This is a genomic window from Brevibacillus sp. BD137 (assembly GCF_041644655.1).
GTDB lineage: Bacteria > Bacillota > Bacilli > Brevibacillales > Brevibacillaceae > Brevibacillus > Brevibacillus brevis_D.
This window is the reverse complement of record NZ_JAOTNO010000001.1, coordinates 706,702-722,600: the sequence shown is the minus strand read 5'-3', so window position 1 is coordinate 722,600 and position 15,899 is coordinate 706,702. Positions and strand designations below refer to the sequence as shown.

Genomic DNA, 15,899 nt, shown 5'->3' with positions numbered 1-15,899 from the left:
ATCGCCCACGTTTATTGGAAATCCGGCATCGGAATTGGCGAATGATCCGCGTGTTCATTCCAAATTAAGTCCGGATTGGATCGATACCTTGAACTCCAGCTTCAATACGTTTCCATTAGGCAATATGGAGAACAGCTTTAAGAATGTGATGGACCTACACCGTGCCGGAGTTGATATTCTGGTTGGGACGGATGTCGCTCCGGTTCCCATTCCGAGTCTTGGCGGCCTTGCTCATGGAGCCAGCGTCCATCATGAAATGCAATTGCTGGTGAAGGCCGGGTTCACTCCGATAGAAGCGCTTCGGTCGGCTACCTCGAAACCAGCCCGTTGCTTTGGTCTTATCGATCGCGGCCGTATTGCCGAGGGTGCGCGTGCTGACCTTATACTCGTAAACGGTGATCCGATAACCAACATCTCGGATACCTTGTCCATTAAAGCCGTATGGTTCAAAGGTGTACAGATACTAAACTAATCAAAACACTTTTGTGGCAGGGCACTCTTCGAGGTAGATGTCCAGAGATAATAAAGTTCTAGACTGGGGCCACGTTAAAATAGCTGGCAGGATAGTATGAACAACTCACGAATTACTAGGATTGGAACCATGTCCCTCGGCTGTCGTCTATATAAACGAAGGCAAAAATGAACACAAACTAATTTGACGAAGAGGTGTTTTGAAAATGGCATTAACGTCCGTATTCACGAGCTTCAACCTGCCTGTAAAAAACGTAGAACAATCGAAAGCGTTCTTCACCGGACTCGGATTCGAGCTCAACCCGCAATTCCCCGAGAACGAGAATTCGGTAGCCATCGTGATCGGCGACAACCTGCAGGTCATGCTGATCAATCAAGCATTCTTTAATACGCTCACGGAGAAGGAATCCGTCGATACGAGCAAGTATGCGCAGATGACGATCGCATTGGCCTTCGAGAGCCGGGAAAAGGTCGATGAAATCGTGAATACTGCGGTCTCCTTGGGCGGGAAATTGCACGCTGAACCTGAAGATCATGGGTTCATGTATCATTGGGGCTTCGTGGACTTGGACGGCCATCTATGGGCCATTAACTACATGAACATGGATGCGGCACAAGATTAAGGCTAATGGAGAACAAGCTCGTACTAGGGTTCAAAAAGAAAGACGCCGGGCATCTTCCCCGGCGTCTTCTTCGCGATGATTAGTTTTGTTCGGTATAGGCTTTGAAATTGTCCATGATCGCTTGCCAGCCTGCTTGCTGGAACTCGACGGGATTGGAGCTTTCCGCGTCGAACGTTTCAATAACCTCCGTCTCATTCCCTTGATCGACGAAAGCAATATTCACTCTTCTTCCGTCTTCCATCTTCCATGGAAACACTAAGAAAACTTTATTATTGAGTTTAGATCCGTGGATGGCTTCATTCTGACGACTCCCGCTTTTATAGTGAGGAAGAAGGAATATAAAGAGAAGAGAGAGAATCGTATAGATAATAAAAATGAATGAGCATTCACTCGTTAGGGGGGCGTTTAACGTGGAACTTTCAAAAGTATGGGAACCGATCCAAATTGGGTCAATGACGTTGCCAAATCGGATTATGATGGGGTCCATGCACGTTGGATTTGAAAAGCTGCAGAATGGTGTAGCGCGGCTTGCTACTTTTTACGCAGAGCGTGCGAATGGAGAGGCTGGTCTGATCGTGACAGGAGGGGCTGCCGTACATCCAGAAGGCGGCATGGGCGACGAGTATTGCAATGTATACCAAGACGAGGATATCGAGAAATTGCGCCTGATCACGAAAGAGGTTCATCAAGCCAATGGGAAAATTGCGTTGCAGCTGTTCCATGCCGGACGTTATGCGTACAAGGAAGCGACAGGATTAGACCCGGTAGCACCATCGCCATTGCAGGCGCCGATTAACCGTTGGAAGCCGAGAGAGTTACGCGCTGAGGAAATCGAAGCGACGATCCAGTGCTTTGCTGATGGTGCCGTCCGCGCCAAAAAAGCTGACTTTGATGCTGTAGAAATTATGGGTTCGGAAGGATACTTGATCAATCAATTTTTGTCCCCTGTGACCAATAAGCGAGAAGATGAGTGGGGTGGGGATTTTTTACGCAGAGCGCGTTTCGGCATCGAGGTGGCTAAGCGTGTCCGCCAAGCAGTGGGACCGGATTATCCGATCATCTACCGGATGTCGGGATTGGACTTAATGCCAGATAGTACGACGATGGAAGAGACATTGCAGTTTGCCAAAATGCTGGAGGATGCAGGGGTTGATGCTCTCAATGTGGGAATTGGCTGGCATGAATCACAAGTACCGACGATTGGCATGATGGTGCCGCGTGGAGCATATGTATGGGTGGCGCAGCAAGTTAAGCAGATCGTGAACATCCCGGTTATCGCCAGCAATCGAATCAACGACATGCGTCAGGCTGAAACGATTTTGTACGAAGAATGCAGTGATATGGTTTCAATGGCCCGACCATTTTTAGCGGACCCGTATATCGTTCAAAAAAGTAAAGAAGGACGTTTTGATGAAGTAAACACATGTATTGCGTGCAATCAAGCCTGTCTCGACCATATTTTTGATGGGAAGGTAGCCTCCTGTCTGGTCAATCCACTTGTAGGCAGGGAAGCAGAGTGGCGGTTGGTTCCGGCGGAAAACTGCAAGAAGGTAGCTGTAATCGGTGCGGGACCTGCTGGCTTGGAGGCAGCTCGCGTGCTGGCAGAGCGAGGGCATCAGGTGGTCATCATGGAGGCAAAAAATCAGATCGGTGGACAATTAAACTACGCCAGACAGGTGCCAGGTAAAGAGGAGTTTAATGAAACGCTTCGCTATTATCAGACAGAGCTCGCGCGTCTTGGTGTCGAAATCAGGCTGGGAACACTGGCAGAGGCAGAAGCACTAATAGAAGAAGGTTTTGCAGAAGTTGTCGTGGCAACGGGAGTCATTCCGCGGCGTCCAGAGATTCCAGGTGTGGAGCTCGGACATGTGAAGGGATATGATGCGGTATTTGAAAAGCGCGCCAAGGTAGGTAGACAAGTGGTCATTGTCGGTGCGGGAGGAATCGCGTGTGATTTGTCCCATTTACTAATGCACGACGAAACGATCTCACCGAAGGCAGCGGAGTACTTGCAGGAGTATCGGATTCTGGACGGAAGAGCTGTACAGCAGCTGCAACAAAGAAAACGAAAAATCAGCATGCTGCGGCGTGGGAAGCATATCGGATCGGGCTTGGGCAAAACGACGCGCTGGGCGGTTCTCGCCAACCTGAAGCGACGTGGCGTAGAGATGCTGACACAAATTGAATACAGCCGAATTGCAGAAGAAGGGGTATATTTCATTCAGAACGGGGAGGAACGCATGATACCGGCTGATACGGTCATTGTAGCGGCTGGAGCGACCCCCAACAATTCGCTATACCACGCATTGCTTAATCGGCTGCCTGTACACCTCATAGGTGGGGCTAAAGAAGCGGGAGAGCTCGATGCCAAGCGAGCTATTTTGGAGGGTGCGACCGTCGGAAGAGCGATTTAAGGTGCTGAAAAGATTTTCTATTTCGAAAACAAGTGGAATCGGCTATGATTAAGAAAAGTATGTCGTCTTTTTAGAAGTTTTGTCGAATCGCTTTTCAATCTCCGCTAATTTTTGCAAAATGAAGTTATACTGTTCAAATTCATTTGATTGGGGGCTCTCGCCTTGATGAACCATAATGGCATTCTCTTAGGGAAACGTTACTTCCTGTACTCATTAGCACCGCTAGTAGAGGTGGAGGGATGGACGTTTACGATAGCCCCGGGGTTTAAGTTGATCGCGGGCGGGAGTGCCAATCCGTTACAGACACTAATCAGCGTTTACCGAGAGAATGAAAAGGTAGCGCAACTCGTGCTTCATCATAGACGTAGTGATTCAGATGTCACTGTGCAGGCTGTATCGAGTGATCTCCTGTTAGAAATCGCCCCGGCGACTAGAACTGTAAGTGTAGCAGAAAAGCTGTAGGCACCCTGAACGGGGTGCTTTTCGCTTTCGAACTTCAATCATCATTTTCGAGCAATCGAGGAGGCGTAAGGATCATGGTAGGGAACGAATGGCAGGTAGGTCAGTTTCAATTGTCTTGGCTGAGAGGTGGACTCACGAAGCTGGACGGGGGCGCAATGTTTGGAGTGGTGCCCAAGCCGCTTTGGAGCAAAAGATACCCATCCAATGATCTGAATCAAATCCCTTTGCGTGCTGACCCGATCCTGGTACAGGCTCATGGCAAGCGTATTTTGATTGAATCGGGTATGGGAAATGATCGGCTAACGGAAAAACAGAAGCGCAATTTTGGCTTGGAGGAAGAGTCTCTAGTGGTGGACTCCCTCGCTGCGAAAGGGTTGACTCCTGCCGATATTGATATTGTCATCATGACACATATGCACTACGATCATGCCAACGGACTTGTCTCTATACGTGATGGACAACTTGTTTCTACATTTCCACAAGCCGTCATCTACGTTCAGGAGCAGGAGTGGGCGGAGATGAGAGAGCCGAATGTTCGCTCGAAGAATACATATTGGGAAGAGAACTGGCGTCCGATTGAGAAGCAGGTGAAGACGTACGGAGCTTCGTACGAAGTTGTGCCGGGAATCACGCTTCATCATACAGGAGGGCACAGCCAGGGACATGCGATCGTCCGGATGGAGACAGAGGGGCAGCTGCTTTTGCATCTGGCGGACATCATGCCAACACACGCTCACCAAAATCCATTATGGGTGATGGCTTACGACGACTACCCGATGACCTCCATCTATGCAAAAGAAGAATGGATCATCAACGGGATCAAGCAAGGCGCTTGGTTCACGTTTTACCACGATAGCGTTTACCGTGCAGTGAAATGGAACGAACAGGGAGAAATGATTGATCGTATAGAAGTGATGTTGTAAAAAGGATAGGCAAAGACCGTCAGTGTTTTCTGGCGGTCTTTTGTGTTGTCTACGAGAAATGTGTCCAACCCTATCGAAATTTTGATTACTCTCATAGAAAAGTTTCATAATCAAAAAATTTTGAATGCTCATTGACGAACGACCATTGCCTCTCTACAATGGGAACATCACAGAGCATCTGTTCTGGCAGAGGTGGGAGTGCATAACAGTAGTGGGGAGAGAGAGAAAATGAGCTGGATCAAGATGCGTTTACAGGAGTTTCACCCGATCGTCTGGTCATTAGTCGTCGGGACCGTGTTCGTTAGGGCCGCCAGCTCGATGAGCATGCCGTTTTTGTTTTTATACTTGTCCAATCAAACAGATATGAGCTTGGCAATGATCGGATTGACGATTGGAGCAGGACCGCTCGCGGGTACAATCGGAGGCTTTTTTGCGGGAGCATGGTCGGACAGAATAGGGCGCAGGCGAGTCATGCTAGGCGCGTTGTACGTGTGGACGCTCGTGTTTGTCGGGTTTGCGCTTAGTAAAGATCCTTGGGTTCTCCTATTTCTCAATATAGCAGGGGGACTCTGTCGATCCTTCTACGAGCCGGTCTCACAGGCGTTGATGGCAGATGTAACGCCACAAGAGAAGAGGCTTCGTGTATTCGGTATTCGCTACATGGCGATTAATGTTGGGGTAGCGGTAGGGCCTATCGCAGGGGTAGTACTCGCCAAAAGCTCTGTCGCTCTGCCTTTCCTGGTGACTGCACTGATTTATTTGATCTATGTGATTAGCCTGCAAGGATTATTGAACAAGTTCGGCATTAAACAAATTGAAGGCCAAAAGAAAGAAGTCGTTACATTCAGCCGTGCATTCAGTGTAATCGTGAATGACAAAGCGTTTCGCTTGTACATGCTCGCTGGTGTTTTAGGAGCGATTGGCTACTCGCAGATGTCTTCTACGCTGGCCAAATTCGCAGAAATGACGGTCGTGAATGGAACAGAGCTGTTTGCCATCCTGATGACCGTCAATGCGATTGTCGTTGTTGTGATGCAGCTTCCGTTGACGACTTGGGCAGAAAAAAAGACGCCTCTCACCGCAATATTGGTGGGAAACGTCATGTATGCGGTTGGTGACGTGGGTTATGCCTTTGCCAATTCCTGGCTGATTTTCATTGTGGCGATGGTATTTTTCACGATTGGCGAAATCCTTACGTTTACCGCAGGGGACGTCCTGATCGACCGAATGGCCCCAGAGAATATGCGGGGCAGCTATTACGGTGCGAAAAGCTTCAGCAACCTCGGTCAGTTCATCGGTCCGTGGATGGGTGGATTGCTGTTAGCACATTACGGAGGTACGACCTTGTTCCTGGTGGTAGCAGCGACTTCGATGATGAGCAGTGCCTTCCAATGGGCGGGTGCTCGCGCCTTTGAGGCAACCCGAGGCAAATCCTTTAATGAAGCGAGGGGTGAATCACTCTAACGCTTGCAAGATACGATCCGCCATCCGTTTATAGCCATCAGCATTCGGGTGGAAGTGATCTGTATACAAGTAGTTTTGTTCCTTACGCAAGAACAAGTCGTAGGTCGGCACCACGAAAACTTGTGGGTACCGTGAGGCGATTTGGGATGCGTGATTGTTCCAGTCGAGCACAGGCCCGATGGTGTCGACGGCTGCTTCGGTATTGCCAAAAGGATTGTACAGGGAAGTGTAAACGATTGTCGCCGTCTTGTTGACGCTACGAATCTGTTTGAGAATCTCTTCATAGTTGACCGCGAGCTTATTAAGAGCCGTGGTCACTTTTTCTTTTTCAATGGTATACAGCCCGCCCGTCTGCCTGAACAAGTCGTTGCCGCCGATGGTAAAAAGAATCAGATCGGCTTCAGCGAGCAGCTTCTTCACTTGCTCCTGGGACATTTGCTTGAGCAGCTCAGATGATTCCTGTCCATTAATCGCGAGGTTTGTGAACGTAATCGAATGGCCCGATTTTTTCTCCAATGCTTGGCGAACGATTCCGACATAGCCCTGGCCGTTTGCGTCTCCGGCACCGCGCGTGAGAGAATCCCCTAGTGCGACTACTTTGTGGACACCCTTTTCTGGTAAAGGTGAGGGTGGCTGCTCTTTTTGCACAGGTGGGCTTGCTGTGGACGGTGCTAACTGCTGTGGATTCATCGCGAGGACAAAACCTGTCGCAAATAAAAGAAAGGAGAGTAAAGACAAGAGACCTGCCGTGCGCCAAAGTAATTGGCCGGATGTGCGCATCAGGTATCCTCCTATTCGTTGTAAAGTGTATGGTCATGGTATAATGTGGATGGACATCTTATGACAGTGTATCATAAACACAACGCCATCGTCAGTTGACGAGGGGAGACTCAGATAGGAGGGCGTACATTGGCCGAAACGGTCCTCTCAGTAAAAGGATTGCAAAAAGCGATTGGCAAAAAGCCGATCATTCATGATATTACGTTTGACGTTTTCGCCGGAGAGGTATTTGGATTTCTCGGGCCGAATGGCGCAGGCAAAACCACCACAATCCGCATGCTCGTTGGATTGGCAAAGGCCGATGGGGGAGATATTCGCATCGGAGGCATCTCCCTTCAAGAACAGTTTCCACAAGCGATTGCGCAGGTTGGTTGTATCGTAGAAAACCCGGAGCTGTACAAGTTTTTGACGGGCAGAGAGAATCTGGAGCAGTTTGCGAGAATGAGTGGCGGTATAACGGCTGAGCGTATTGAGGAAATCGTCCGCTTCGTTGATTTGGAGCGGGCCATTGATGATAAGGTAAAAACGTACTCACTCGGAATGAGGCAGCGCCTGGGGATCGCGCAGGCACTTTTGCACCGGCCGAAAATATTGATCCTGGACGAACCGACGAATGGTTTGGACCCAGCGGGAATCCGTGAGTTGCGCCAGTTTATTCGCAAGCTTGCCGAGGAAGAAGGGCTCGCGGTCTTCATTTCGAGTCATCTTCTCAGTGAAATCGAGATGATGTGCGACAGGGTGGCGATTATCAGCCAAGGGAAGGTCATTTCGGTTGGATTAGTCAAAGAACTGATGGAGCAGTTTGCTGATCAGGTCGATTGGACAATCCCGTCTTCCCATATACAAAAGGCCGAGGAAATCCTGCGAAATCTACCAGCAGTGACAGAGGTGTGGGTGGTCAGTGAAGAGCGCCTGAAATCACGCATGGATGTAGAAAAAGTGAGTGAGGCTAACCAGGCTTTGGTCAATGGCGGCATACCTGTGATGGGAATAGCGACGAAGACGGTTACACTGGAAGACCTGTTCCTTACATTGACGGGAGGAGGGGGAAGTCATGGAGCAGAACATGGTGGGGCTCGTACAGAATGAAACCATAAAATTGCTGCGCAGGCGCCGTTTTCTCGTCGTCGTGCTGATCTTGGCGATTCTGATCCCGATTTTTACATACGCACAATACCGTTCGGTTGTTACTGCACAAGAACGAATGGGGACAACCGACTGGCGTCCGCTCTTAACCCAACAAATCGTCGATATGCAAAACAGGCTGGCATCAAGCCGTCTTCCCGAGGAGTGGCGAGATTTTATCAAGGTCAGGATCGCGCAACAGCAATACTATTTGGATCATGACATTAACCCGATGGCACCGGGGGGGCCTACATTTGCCCGTGGCTTTATGGACCAAGCCATTTCAATGTTTTTGCCGATGATTATCGTCGTGCTCGCGGTTGACCTTGTATCTTCTGAGTTTAGCGAGGGGACGGTCAAGCTGCTATTAACGCGACCCGTAAGGCGGTGGAAGGTACTGACAAGCAAATACATCACCCTTCTGCTGTTTACCTCTCTCACGGTTCTTACGACACTGATTCTTGCTTATTTGCTCTCTGGGGTCGTGTTTGGCTATTCCGGTTGGGATCTTCCTATTTTGACTGGCTTTGAAGTATCGGGAGGAGAGCTCGAGACCTCTGGGGCTTTCATGCTGCCGCAATGGCAATTTTTGCTGATGCAGTATGGTCTAGGCTGGTTCGTCTGCATCGTGGTTGCTACGGTAACGCTTATGGTCTCTGTTTTGGTTCGGAGTGCGGCTGCGGGGATGGGAATTATGATGGCAGCGTTAATTAGCGGAACGATCCTGACGCAGATGGCATCCTCCTGGGAATCGTCCAAATACTTGTTCGTGGTAAACTTGCAGCTGACGGATTATCTCAATGGAACACTGCCTCCGATCAAAGGGATGACGTTGCCGTTCTCGTTGACCGTGTTGAGTGTATGGGCGATCGCAGCACTGATTATTGCGTACGCGGCCTTTATCCGTAGAGATGTCACATCCTAATTTGACTTTTTTCGTTACTTTTCTCCAAGTCTGCTCGTCTTTACCATGACGAAAGAAAAAGACAGCGAGAGGGGAAAGGCGAAACAGAATGGATGTATTATGGAAAGCAGGCTCGGTGACACTATCTGGCATGTTTGAGCTGTGGGCAGCAATCCCTGTAGGCTTTATGTTGCAGCTACCACCGGTTCTGATCGGAATCTTTAGTGCGGTGGGTGCGATTATCAGCGCAGGTGCTGTTATTTTCGTGGGAGGTTCATTGCGCAATTGGCTTTTAAAGCGTGTAGAGAATCGGAGCAAGCGTCAGGGGCGCATGTGGCAGATTTGGGATAAATACGGAGTGGTCGGCCTAGGTCTGACTTCGCCGCTTTTAACGGGAGCCCCACTGGGAGCTGCTATCGGTATCTCGCTGGGAGCACCTACCAAAAAGCTCATGCTGTGGATGTCGGTGGGCATTATTATCTGGAGTGCACTATTGACGGCAGGAGTGGCTTTTGGTCTTTTGCAATTCATGGTACCAGAAACAAAATAGCTATATGCATGAAAACCGCCAATTTCTGGCGGTTTTTTGTTCATAATGAGAGTCTGTAAACAATTTCTCCATCGTATACGTCGCCAGTTTCTTCAAAACCGGATTGACTGTATAAATGTCTTGCACCTGCATTGTCCGGGCATACGGTCAAGTTCACAAATCGGCTTTGCGGGAAACGGTTCCGTACTGTATCTACGATCGCTGAGAGAGCCGCTCTGCCATATCCTTTGCCTTGGTACTGGTGATCAATCAAAAAACCATTGAACCAGTAACACCAGTCTGTGGAGGCGTCATAAGCAATCATGACAAACCCAACCATTTTATCAGCGTCATACAAACAGAATGGTTCATAGGCGCAGTTGTCACCGTCAGGACGGATATGAACCTTCGCCAACGAAACGGCAACAGAGGGGACAAAGCGCTGCTGCTCATCCTGCACCTGCAAGCGTAATGCATCCTGCCAGTTATCTCTGGTTGTTGGAACTAATCGAATACTCATGTCTTTGATAAGTCTTCACCTCGATTATCTTGATAGCTTAAGCGTAACCGATCCCACCTGAAAAATCTTCCTTTTCCACGTGGGCGTTTTCTCGTAAAATAAACCAAGGAAACAAATAGAAAAGTTCCCGAAAGTGAGGCAACTGACATGGACGAGAAAAAAGAAGCGTTGGTCCCTGAACTGGAGGATCTAGTTCATAAATTTACAGAGCTGTTGACAGGGGAAGCGACTCCTGAGCGCGTAGAAATGGTAAAAGTATGGTGCCTGTACACGACAATGGCAAAAGCGATGCCGCCGCTGATTCAGCATTGGGGAAGCGAGCCTGAGCATACGGAAGCTCGAAATCAAATTCGGGAAATCATCGAGCAAATCAAGCAGTGGAATCAGGAGAAAAATCAAAAGCACTAAAGATAAGAAAAAACGCTGTCTCTTGTCGAAAGAGAGCAGCGTTTTTTTACTTCAATCAAAAGGCTAACCAGCGTGGAGGGATCAAGTCTCCTTGGTCAGTTTTACGGATTCCACGTGATATGCTTGGCAGCATCCATTAATTCGTTTAAGGTGACACCGTGTGCCGTCATTACGACATACAACGATTGATTGTCGGATTTAGCGTTAAAATGAGCCGCGTGCTGGGCTGTTGATGCTTTTGAATCCGTTTGATCAAATGAAACAGCGATGGCTTGCTCTCCGTTGACTGCAAACAACTGAGTAGCCGAGAAAGTACCTGGGATAGAGAGGCTACGCTTGCCTTCTGTATTACGCACAACATCTATGCGAATCCAGTCGTTGTTCCGCTTGTAATCTGAAGTTAAGCGAGTCACCTTCTGGCTGGTTTCGGATTCATATTGGACTGATACTGTACTCATCGAGAACCCATTCGGTGCTTGCGACAGGGCAGGTACGGGCATATCTGATGCTTGTACAGCGGTGTTCAAATCAGTGAAGGAGGATAGTGTAATGGGCTGCTTCGCTACCGCTGGCAACGCTGGACCCACTAATGCGTTCTCAGTTGTCCCCCCATCAGCCGTGTCTGGTTCCGCTTGGGAAGCGATCCCAAAGGTCATAGGATTCTCAGCAGCAGCGCCATTGGCTTCCTTAGCGGCTATATGGTTACCAGTATTTGCTGACTCCGCTGGAACTTCTGATTTCGCTTTAGCCGCTTGATCAGCTGTGTTCCCCTGTAATCCCCGAGATGTCACGCTGTTCTGCCCGTCTTTATTTACCGTATGTGACTCTGGTGTGGCTGCTTTTTCCTCTGGCTTCACCATCGCAATCGCATTGTTCGATTGGGGAGGTGATGCAGGAGGTGTATCTTTTTTAGGTGCAGTCGGAGCGACCTGCGATTGTGTAGCAGCAGACTCGGGATTGCTCTCTGCCTTTTTCATCGTAGGGCTTTCAGCAGCTGCTGGTTGAGAAGCGATTGCAGGTGCTGGAGCTTGTGTTGCCGATTTTGATTCCGCGTCGAATGCAACTATGTTCTTGTTGATCTGATCGTCTTGTATCCCGTTTTCTTGTATGGCAGCCATTTGATTACTACTCGGTGCCAGTTGTTGGTAGCCGACGAAACCAACTGCGAGCAAGACAGCCGCTGCGCTAACCCAGGCGTATGAAGGGAAGCCTTTGGTCCAACGCTTGTTTGGTTTTGAAATCACTGTGCTCGTTTGTTGCTCTGAAGATGCAGTAGCGGCGTGAGGGGGTACACCTTTTCCGGCGGTCTGGTAGATTGCTTGCATGATTTTGTCTTCCAGGTTCGCTTGAGGTAATGGAACCTCCTTCAAGAACTGCACCTCCTCTTCTGTTGTCATTTGCGTTTCTATCCAAGCGATGCATTCGTCACAGGTTTCAATATGTGAGTGCGAATCGCTATCTGTGTCATCTAGCCATGCCTTTCTAAATGCCTGGCAGTTCATGTACGAGCCCCCCTTCCTTGCGGGATAACAATTTTGCGAGTTCCTGACGAGCACGCAAGTAACGGACACGAGCTGTAGATTCGGCGATGCCGAGAAGTGTAGCTATCTTTTCAAACGGATATTCGTGCGTACAGCGAAGGACGATCACTTCTCGATAAGAATCTGACAGTAAAGCAAAGGCTTCCTGAATTTCTCGACGTTGCTCTTTTGTCATGAGCGATTCCTGAGGGGATTCGTCCCGTGTATTGGATGGCACATAGGCCAATTGTTCATCCGAGTCATGATACTTTCGGCGACGCAAGAAGTCGATGCTCTTATTTCGGGCGAGCGTATGTAACCAAGAAGAAAACTGGCTGTCTCCACGGAATGTCGACAATTTTTCATACGCTTTTACAAATACTTCTTGAGTAAGATCCTCTGCATCAGAGCGATTGTTTACCATTTTGTAAATGAAAACATAGATCATATGCTGATATCGCTGGATGAGGTCGCGATACGCTTCGATGTCGCCTTGAAGAATCCGCTGAATGATTTCGGCGTCGGATTGCATTGAATCTTTGGCCTCCCTTCCCTCTATGAGACGCTGGTTATTCGTAAACGTTTCAGACCAGCGTTTCGATTTCTATAATATCGTATGGATAGCCCTGTTCGACAAGAAAAAGCTGGCGATGGAGCGAAAACTCCTGCTCTCTCGTGTCTCGTGTTACCAAGGTATAAAAATGGGCAGTGTTATCGTCTGTTTTGGGCCTTAAGATACGTCCTAGGCGCTGTGCCTCTTCTTGTCTGGAACCATACGTCCCGGAGATTTGGATCGCGACGTTGGCATCCGGCAAATCAACCGCAAAGTTGGCCACCTTGGATACGATCAGGCGTGTAATTTCCCCTTTTTTAAACTTCGTGTACAAAACCTCACGTTCTTTGTCCGGTACTTTTCCAGTAATAAGTGGCAGTTGGAGGGCCGTTGCCATCTGCTCAAGCTGATCGATATATTGCCCGATGATCAAAACGCGATCGTGGGCGTGCCTCTCCAATAGCTCGCGGACGACCTCCAGTTTTTTTGGATTTTCCGCTGCAATGCGAAACTTTTGGCGGGCGGTTGCATGTGCGTAAGCCTCCCGCCACTTCGGCTCAAAGGGGAGTCGAATTTCTCGGCAATGCGCCTCTGCGATCCAGCCTTGCTCTTCCATGACTTTCCACGGAACCTCGTACTTTTTTGGACCAATCAGCGTAAAAACATCTTCCTCCCGCCCGTCTTCCCGAACAAGAGTAGCCGTCAGCCCAAGTCTGCGAGTGGCTTGAATCCCAGAAGTTACACGAAAGATGGGTGCAGGCAACAAATGCACCTCATCGTAAATAATAAGCCCCCAGTCGCGCTCTGAAAAGAGTTTCAGATGAGGAAAATCATCTTCGGCGGTGGGGCGGTATGTAAGAATTTGATAAGTTGCCACAGTTATTGGCTTGACTTCTTTGTTGTCACCAGTGTATTCCCCGACCATATTTGGATCAAGTCCTGTTTTGTCCAAGAGCTCAGCGATCCACTGGCGAACCGATGTCGTATTCGTGGTCAATATGAGGGTGGCAGTTTGCAACTGGCATATGGCACCGAGTCCAATGACTGTTTTTCCAGCACCACAGGGGAGGACGAGAACGCCGCTGCCCCCAGTCACAGCGCCTCCGGAATAGAAGGCATCGACAGCTTCTTTTTGATAAGAACGCAAAGAGAATGCTCTGCCTCGGGATGTCGTTTCCCGTAAGCTAACTGCACAGGATTCGCCTTCTGTATAGCCTGCCAAATCTTGAACAGGAAACCCGAGCTTGATCAGCTCTTGTTTGATCAGTCCTCGCGCATAGCTTTTGATGACGAATTCATTCTCAAAAAGAGCAGCGATTGATTTATAACTGGTTACCTCTGTTAATAGAAGTGGGTCTTCACTCATTAATACGAGTTGATCACCAATGCGTTCCAAACGAAACAAGCCGTATTTTCGCATCGTATCTTCAATTTCTTTGACGATGGTTGGCGGGACACCGTACTTGCTGTAGTTGCCAAGCACGTCTGTTACCTCTTGTGATGTCAGACCGGATGCAGCTGCATTCCAAAGCGATAAAGGGGTGATCCGATAGGTATGGATGTATTCTGGGTTTTTGATTAGCTCAGTAAAACCACTGATAGCTTGTCTGGCCTCGTGAAAGAAAGGATGCTGTGTTTCCAACAATATCGTCCGATCGCTTTGAACGATCAAGGGCAGGTCTGGACGGTAGGACAATAGACTCACCTCGTTGCAAAAGGCATAGGAATCAGCACTATGGTATCACAATCTCTAAAAGAAAGAAAAACGAACAGGTAACATTTTGGCTATGATGGGAAACAATATCCCAAAGCATGGACGGAAAGGATGGCGGGGAGCATGGCAATTTGGGGTAGCTTGTTTAATTTGATCTTGGTCATGATCCTCGTACTCCTGAACGGGTTCTTTGTTGCGACTGAATTCGCGATCGTAAAGGTAAGGGAATCGCGCATTGCACAGCTCGCAGCAGAAGGAAACAAGCGCGCTGTTGACGTTGAGAGAGTCCTGCACAATTTGGATGCCTACCTCTCCGCGTGCCAACTTGGGATTACGCTGGCTTCATTAGGACTCGGTTGGTTGGGAGAGCCTGCTATCGCGCATCTCTTGCATCCAGTTTTTCGTTACTTCCATTTAAATGAAACGGTTGTGACCAGTATTTCCTTTATTATCGCTTTTTCGTTGATTACGTTTTTGCATATCGTGCTGGGGGAGCTGGCTCCGAAGACATTGGCTATTCAATACTCCGAAAAGGTGGTACTGGCAGTAGCCAAGCCGATCCAACACTTTTACAAAATCATGTATCCCTTTATTCAAATGCTGAACTGGTCCGCGAGTCATTTTCTTGGGCTTTTTCATATATCGTTGGAGCCGCATCAGGAAGCACATACAGAAGAAGAGATACGCATTCTTGTCAATGAAAGTCATAAAAGCGGCTTGATTGATCAAACCGAGCTGATGCTGGTGGATAATATTTTTGATTTCTCGGAGACGATGGCGAGAGAAATCATGGTTCCGCGTACAGATATGGTTGTCTTGAACCTGCGCGATCCTTTTGACGAGAACGTCAAGCATGTCCAAAACGGACGATTTACCCGCTATCCAGTAGTGGATGGTGACAAGGACCATGTTGTCGGTAGTTTACATATCAAGGATATGCTGACGGGGCTTCTGGAAGGAGAGAGCCAGGATCTTCAGACCTTCATGCGCCCGATTCTAACGGTACCGGAGACGATCTCGATCAGCCGGTTACTGACCATGCTGCAAAAACAACGAGGGCAAATGGCGATTATCATTGATGAGTATGGAGGCACTGCCGGACTGGTGACCCTCGAAGATATAATGGAAGAAATTGTTGGAGACATTCAGGACGAGTTTGACGATGAACGCCCAGAAGTAGAACGTAGTGACGGCATGCTGTCATTGGACGGGCGTATGTTATTGGAAGAAGCGGGCGATTACCTGGACATCGAATTGGAGTCGAGCGATGTGGATACGCTTGCTGGCTGGATTTACATGCAGATCGACCATCCGCCGCGCGTGGGGGATCGGGTAAAAGAAGGAAAGTACGAATTTATCGTGGGAGAGGTCGATCATTACAGAATCACCCGAGTCTATGTAAAGAAAGTCGGCAAAGCAGAGGAAGAAATCAGTTCCACGTAAGGGAAGAAAGGGGGCTTCTCAATGCGTAATATAATTGCTATAATGG

General features: G+C 48.8%; 16 protein-coding genes and 1 pseudogene. 11 read left to right on the top strand and 6 right to left on the bottom strand.

The features are described 5' to 3' along the window. Positions 1-7 precede the first annotated feature (7 nt). Both ODZ53_RS03555 and ODZ53_RS03550 read left to right on the top strand, forming a co-directional pair. A pseudogene (locus ODZ53_RS03555) lies at positions 8-472 on the top strand (amidohydrolase family protein); the annotation flags it as partial. Positions 473-677: 205 nt separating this feature from the next. Next, positions 678-1,094 carry a VOC family protein gene (locus ODZ53_RS03550; RefSeq protein WP_372675931.1) on the top strand — a complete coding sequence of 139 codons (417 nt, stop codon included), beginning with the start codon at positions 678-680 and terminating at the stop codon, positions 1,092-1,094. 79 nt (positions 1,095-1,173) lie between these two features. Here the strand turns inward: ODZ53_RS03550 and ODZ53_RS03545 are convergent, their stop codons facing one another. Continuing rightward, entirely contained in the window at positions 1,174-1,317 is a 144-nt protein-coding gene (locus ODZ53_RS03545) for an SRPBCC family protein (protein WP_372675930.1), read from the bottom strand. Positions 1,318-1,504: 187 nt separating this feature from the next. On the opposite strand from ODZ53_RS03545, the gene ODZ53_RS03540 reads away from it, so the two are divergent. The 4 genes from ODZ53_RS03540 (at position 1,505) to ODZ53_RS03525 (ending at position 6,357) form a co-directional block, all read left to right on the top strand. Next, complete coding sequence (locus tag ODZ53_RS03540) at positions 1,505-3,508, top strand: oxidoreductase (protein ID WP_372675929.1); 2,004 nt, start codon at positions 1,505-1,507, stop codon at positions 3,506-3,508. A gap of 165 nt (positions 3,509-3,673) precedes the next feature. Continuing rightward, positions 3,674-3,970: a hypothetical protein gene (locus tag ODZ53_RS03535; RefSeq protein ID WP_016742437.1), complete on the top strand. Its 297-nt coding sequence runs from the start codon at positions 3,674-3,676 to the stop codon at positions 3,968-3,970. Between the two features lie 74 nt (positions 3,971-4,044). Further along, positions 4,045-4,893, top strand: coding sequence for a YtnP family quorum-quenching lactonase (locus ODZ53_RS03530; protein ID WP_372675928.1), 849 nt, complete (start codon positions 4,045-4,047; stop codon positions 4,891-4,893). A 228-nt stretch (positions 4,894-5,121) separates the two neighbouring features. After that, entirely contained in the window at positions 5,122-6,357 is a 1,236-nt protein-coding gene (locus tag ODZ53_RS03525) for an MDR family MFS transporter (protein ID WP_372675927.1), read from the top strand. Here the strand turns inward: ODZ53_RS03525 and ODZ53_RS03520 are convergent. After that, entirely contained in the window at positions 6,349-7,137 is a 789-nt protein-coding gene (locus tag ODZ53_RS03520) for a GDSL-type esterase/lipase family protein (protein ID WP_372675926.1), read from the bottom strand. The genes ODZ53_RS03525 and ODZ53_RS03520 overlap by 9 nt on opposite strands. 129 nt (positions 7,138-7,266) lie before the next feature. Here ODZ53_RS03520 and ODZ53_RS03515 point away from each other — a divergent pair, with 129 nt between their 5' ends. The 3 genes from ODZ53_RS03515 to ODZ53_RS03505 all read left to right on the top strand — a co-directional run bounded on the left by ODZ53_RS03515 (position 7,267) and on the right by ODZ53_RS03505 (position 9,716). Continuing rightward, positions 7,267-8,226 carry an ABC transporter ATP-binding protein gene (locus ODZ53_RS03515; protein WP_142497660.1) on the top strand — a complete coding sequence of 320 codons (960 nt, stop codon included), beginning with the start codon at positions 7,267-7,269 and terminating at the stop codon, positions 8,224-8,226. Further along, a complete protein-coding gene (locus tag ODZ53_RS03510) occupies positions 8,192-9,187 on the top strand; it encodes an ABC transporter permease (RefSeq protein WP_041749545.1) in 996 nt (331 codons plus the stop codon). The genes ODZ53_RS03515 and ODZ53_RS03510 overlap by 35 nt, the downstream gene beginning before the upstream one ends. A gap of 88 nt (positions 9,188-9,275) precedes the next feature. Next, positions 9,276-9,716, top strand: a complete 441-nt coding sequence (locus tag ODZ53_RS03505; RefSeq protein ID WP_015892301.1) for a small multi-drug export protein — start codon at positions 9,276-9,278, stop codon at positions 9,714-9,716. A 40-nt stretch (positions 9,717-9,756) separates the two neighbouring features. Here the strand turns inward: ODZ53_RS03505 and ODZ53_RS03500 are convergent, their stop codons facing one another. Continuing rightward, a complete protein-coding gene (locus ODZ53_RS03500) occupies positions 9,757-10,215 on the bottom strand; it encodes a GNAT family N-acetyltransferase (protein WP_372675925.1) in 459 nt (152 codons plus the stop codon). A gap of 147 nt (positions 10,216-10,362) precedes the next feature. Between ODZ53_RS03500 and ODZ53_RS03495 the strand changes: the two genes are divergently transcribed. Next, positions 10,363-10,623 (top strand): DUF2573 family protein, encoded by a 261-nt coding sequence (locus ODZ53_RS03495; protein ID WP_173604435.1) that lies wholly within the window; start codon positions 10,363-10,365, stop codon positions 10,621-10,623. 101 nt (positions 10,624-10,724) lie between these two features. Here the strand turns inward: ODZ53_RS03495 and ODZ53_RS03490 are convergent, their stop codons facing one another. From ODZ53_RS03490 to ODZ53_RS03480, 3 genes are read right to left on the bottom strand one after another with little or no spacing between them, the layout of a single operon-like run. Next, the gene (locus tag ODZ53_RS03490; protein ID WP_372675923.1) at positions 10,725-12,125 is read right to left on the bottom strand and encodes a hypothetical protein; all 1,401 of its coding nucleotides are present in this window, start codon (positions 12,123-12,125) and stop codon (positions 10,725-10,727) included. Continuing rightward, positions 12,106-12,675, bottom strand: a complete 570-nt coding sequence (locus ODZ53_RS03485) for an RNA polymerase sigma factor (protein ID WP_007716978.1) — start codon at positions 12,673-12,675, stop codon at positions 12,106-12,108. Before ODZ53_RS03485 ends, ODZ53_RS03490 begins: the two co-directional genes overlap by 20 nt. Before the next feature lie 52 nt (positions 12,676-12,727). Beyond that, positions 12,728-14,392 carry a DNA repair helicase XPB gene (locus tag ODZ53_RS03480; protein WP_372675922.1) on the bottom strand — a complete coding sequence of 555 codons (1,665 nt, stop codon included), beginning with the start codon at positions 14,390-14,392 and terminating at the stop codon, positions 12,728-12,730. 141 nt (positions 14,393-14,533) lie between these two features. On the opposite strand from ODZ53_RS03480, the gene ODZ53_RS03475 reads away from it, so the two are divergent. Next, a complete protein-coding gene (locus ODZ53_RS03475) occupies positions 14,534-15,853 on the top strand; it encodes a hemolysin family protein (protein WP_372675921.1) in 1,320 nt (439 codons plus the stop codon). Positions 15,854-15,899: the final 46 nt, after the last annotated feature.

Excerpts from the sequence above, each read along its gene's own strand:
- ODZ53_RS03550 (WP_372675931.1), top strand. The coding sequence starts at position 678 with ATGGCATTAACGTCCGTATTCACGAGCTTCAACCTGCCTGTAAAAAAC.
- ODZ53_RS03535 (WP_016742437.1), top strand. The coding sequence starts at position 3,674 with ATGAACCATAATGGCATTCTCTTAGGGAAACGTTACTTCCTGTACTCA.
- ODZ53_RS03530 (WP_372675928.1), top strand. The coding sequence starts at position 4,045 with ATGGTAGGGAACGAATGGCAGGTAGGTCAGTTTCAATTGTCTTGGCTG.
- ODZ53_RS03525 (WP_372675927.1), top strand. The coding sequence starts at position 5,122 with ATGAGCTGGATCAAGATGCGTTTACAGGAGTTTCACCCGATCGTCTGG.
- ODZ53_RS03520 (WP_372675926.1), bottom strand. The coding sequence starts at position 7,137 with ATGCGCACATCCGGCCAATTACTTTGGCGCACGGCAGGTCTCTTGTCT.
- ODZ53_RS03510 (WP_041749545.1), top strand. The coding sequence starts at position 8,192 with ATGGAGCAGAACATGGTGGGGCTCGTACAGAATGAAACCATAAAATTG.
- ODZ53_RS03505 (WP_015892301.1), top strand. The coding sequence starts at position 9,276 with ATGGATGTATTATGGAAAGCAGGCTCGGTGACACTATCTGGCATGTTT.
- ODZ53_RS03500 (WP_372675925.1), bottom strand. The coding sequence starts at position 10,215 with ATGAGTATTCGATTAGTTCCAACAACCAGAGATAACTGGCAGGATGCA.
- ODZ53_RS03495 (WP_173604435.1), top strand. The coding sequence starts at position 10,363 with ATGGACGAGAAAAAAGAAGCGTTGGTCCCTGAACTGGAGGATCTAGTT.
- ODZ53_RS03490 (WP_372675923.1), bottom strand. The coding sequence starts at position 12,125 with ATGAACTGCCAGGCATTTAGAAAGGCATGGCTAGATGACACAGATAGC.
- ODZ53_RS03485 (WP_007716978.1), bottom strand. The coding sequence starts at position 12,675 with ATGCAATCCGACGCCGAAATCATTCAGCGGATTCTTCAAGGCGACATC.
- ODZ53_RS03475 (WP_372675921.1), top strand. The coding sequence starts at position 14,534 with ATGGCAATTTGGGGTAGCTTGTTTAATTTGATCTTGGTCATGATCCTC.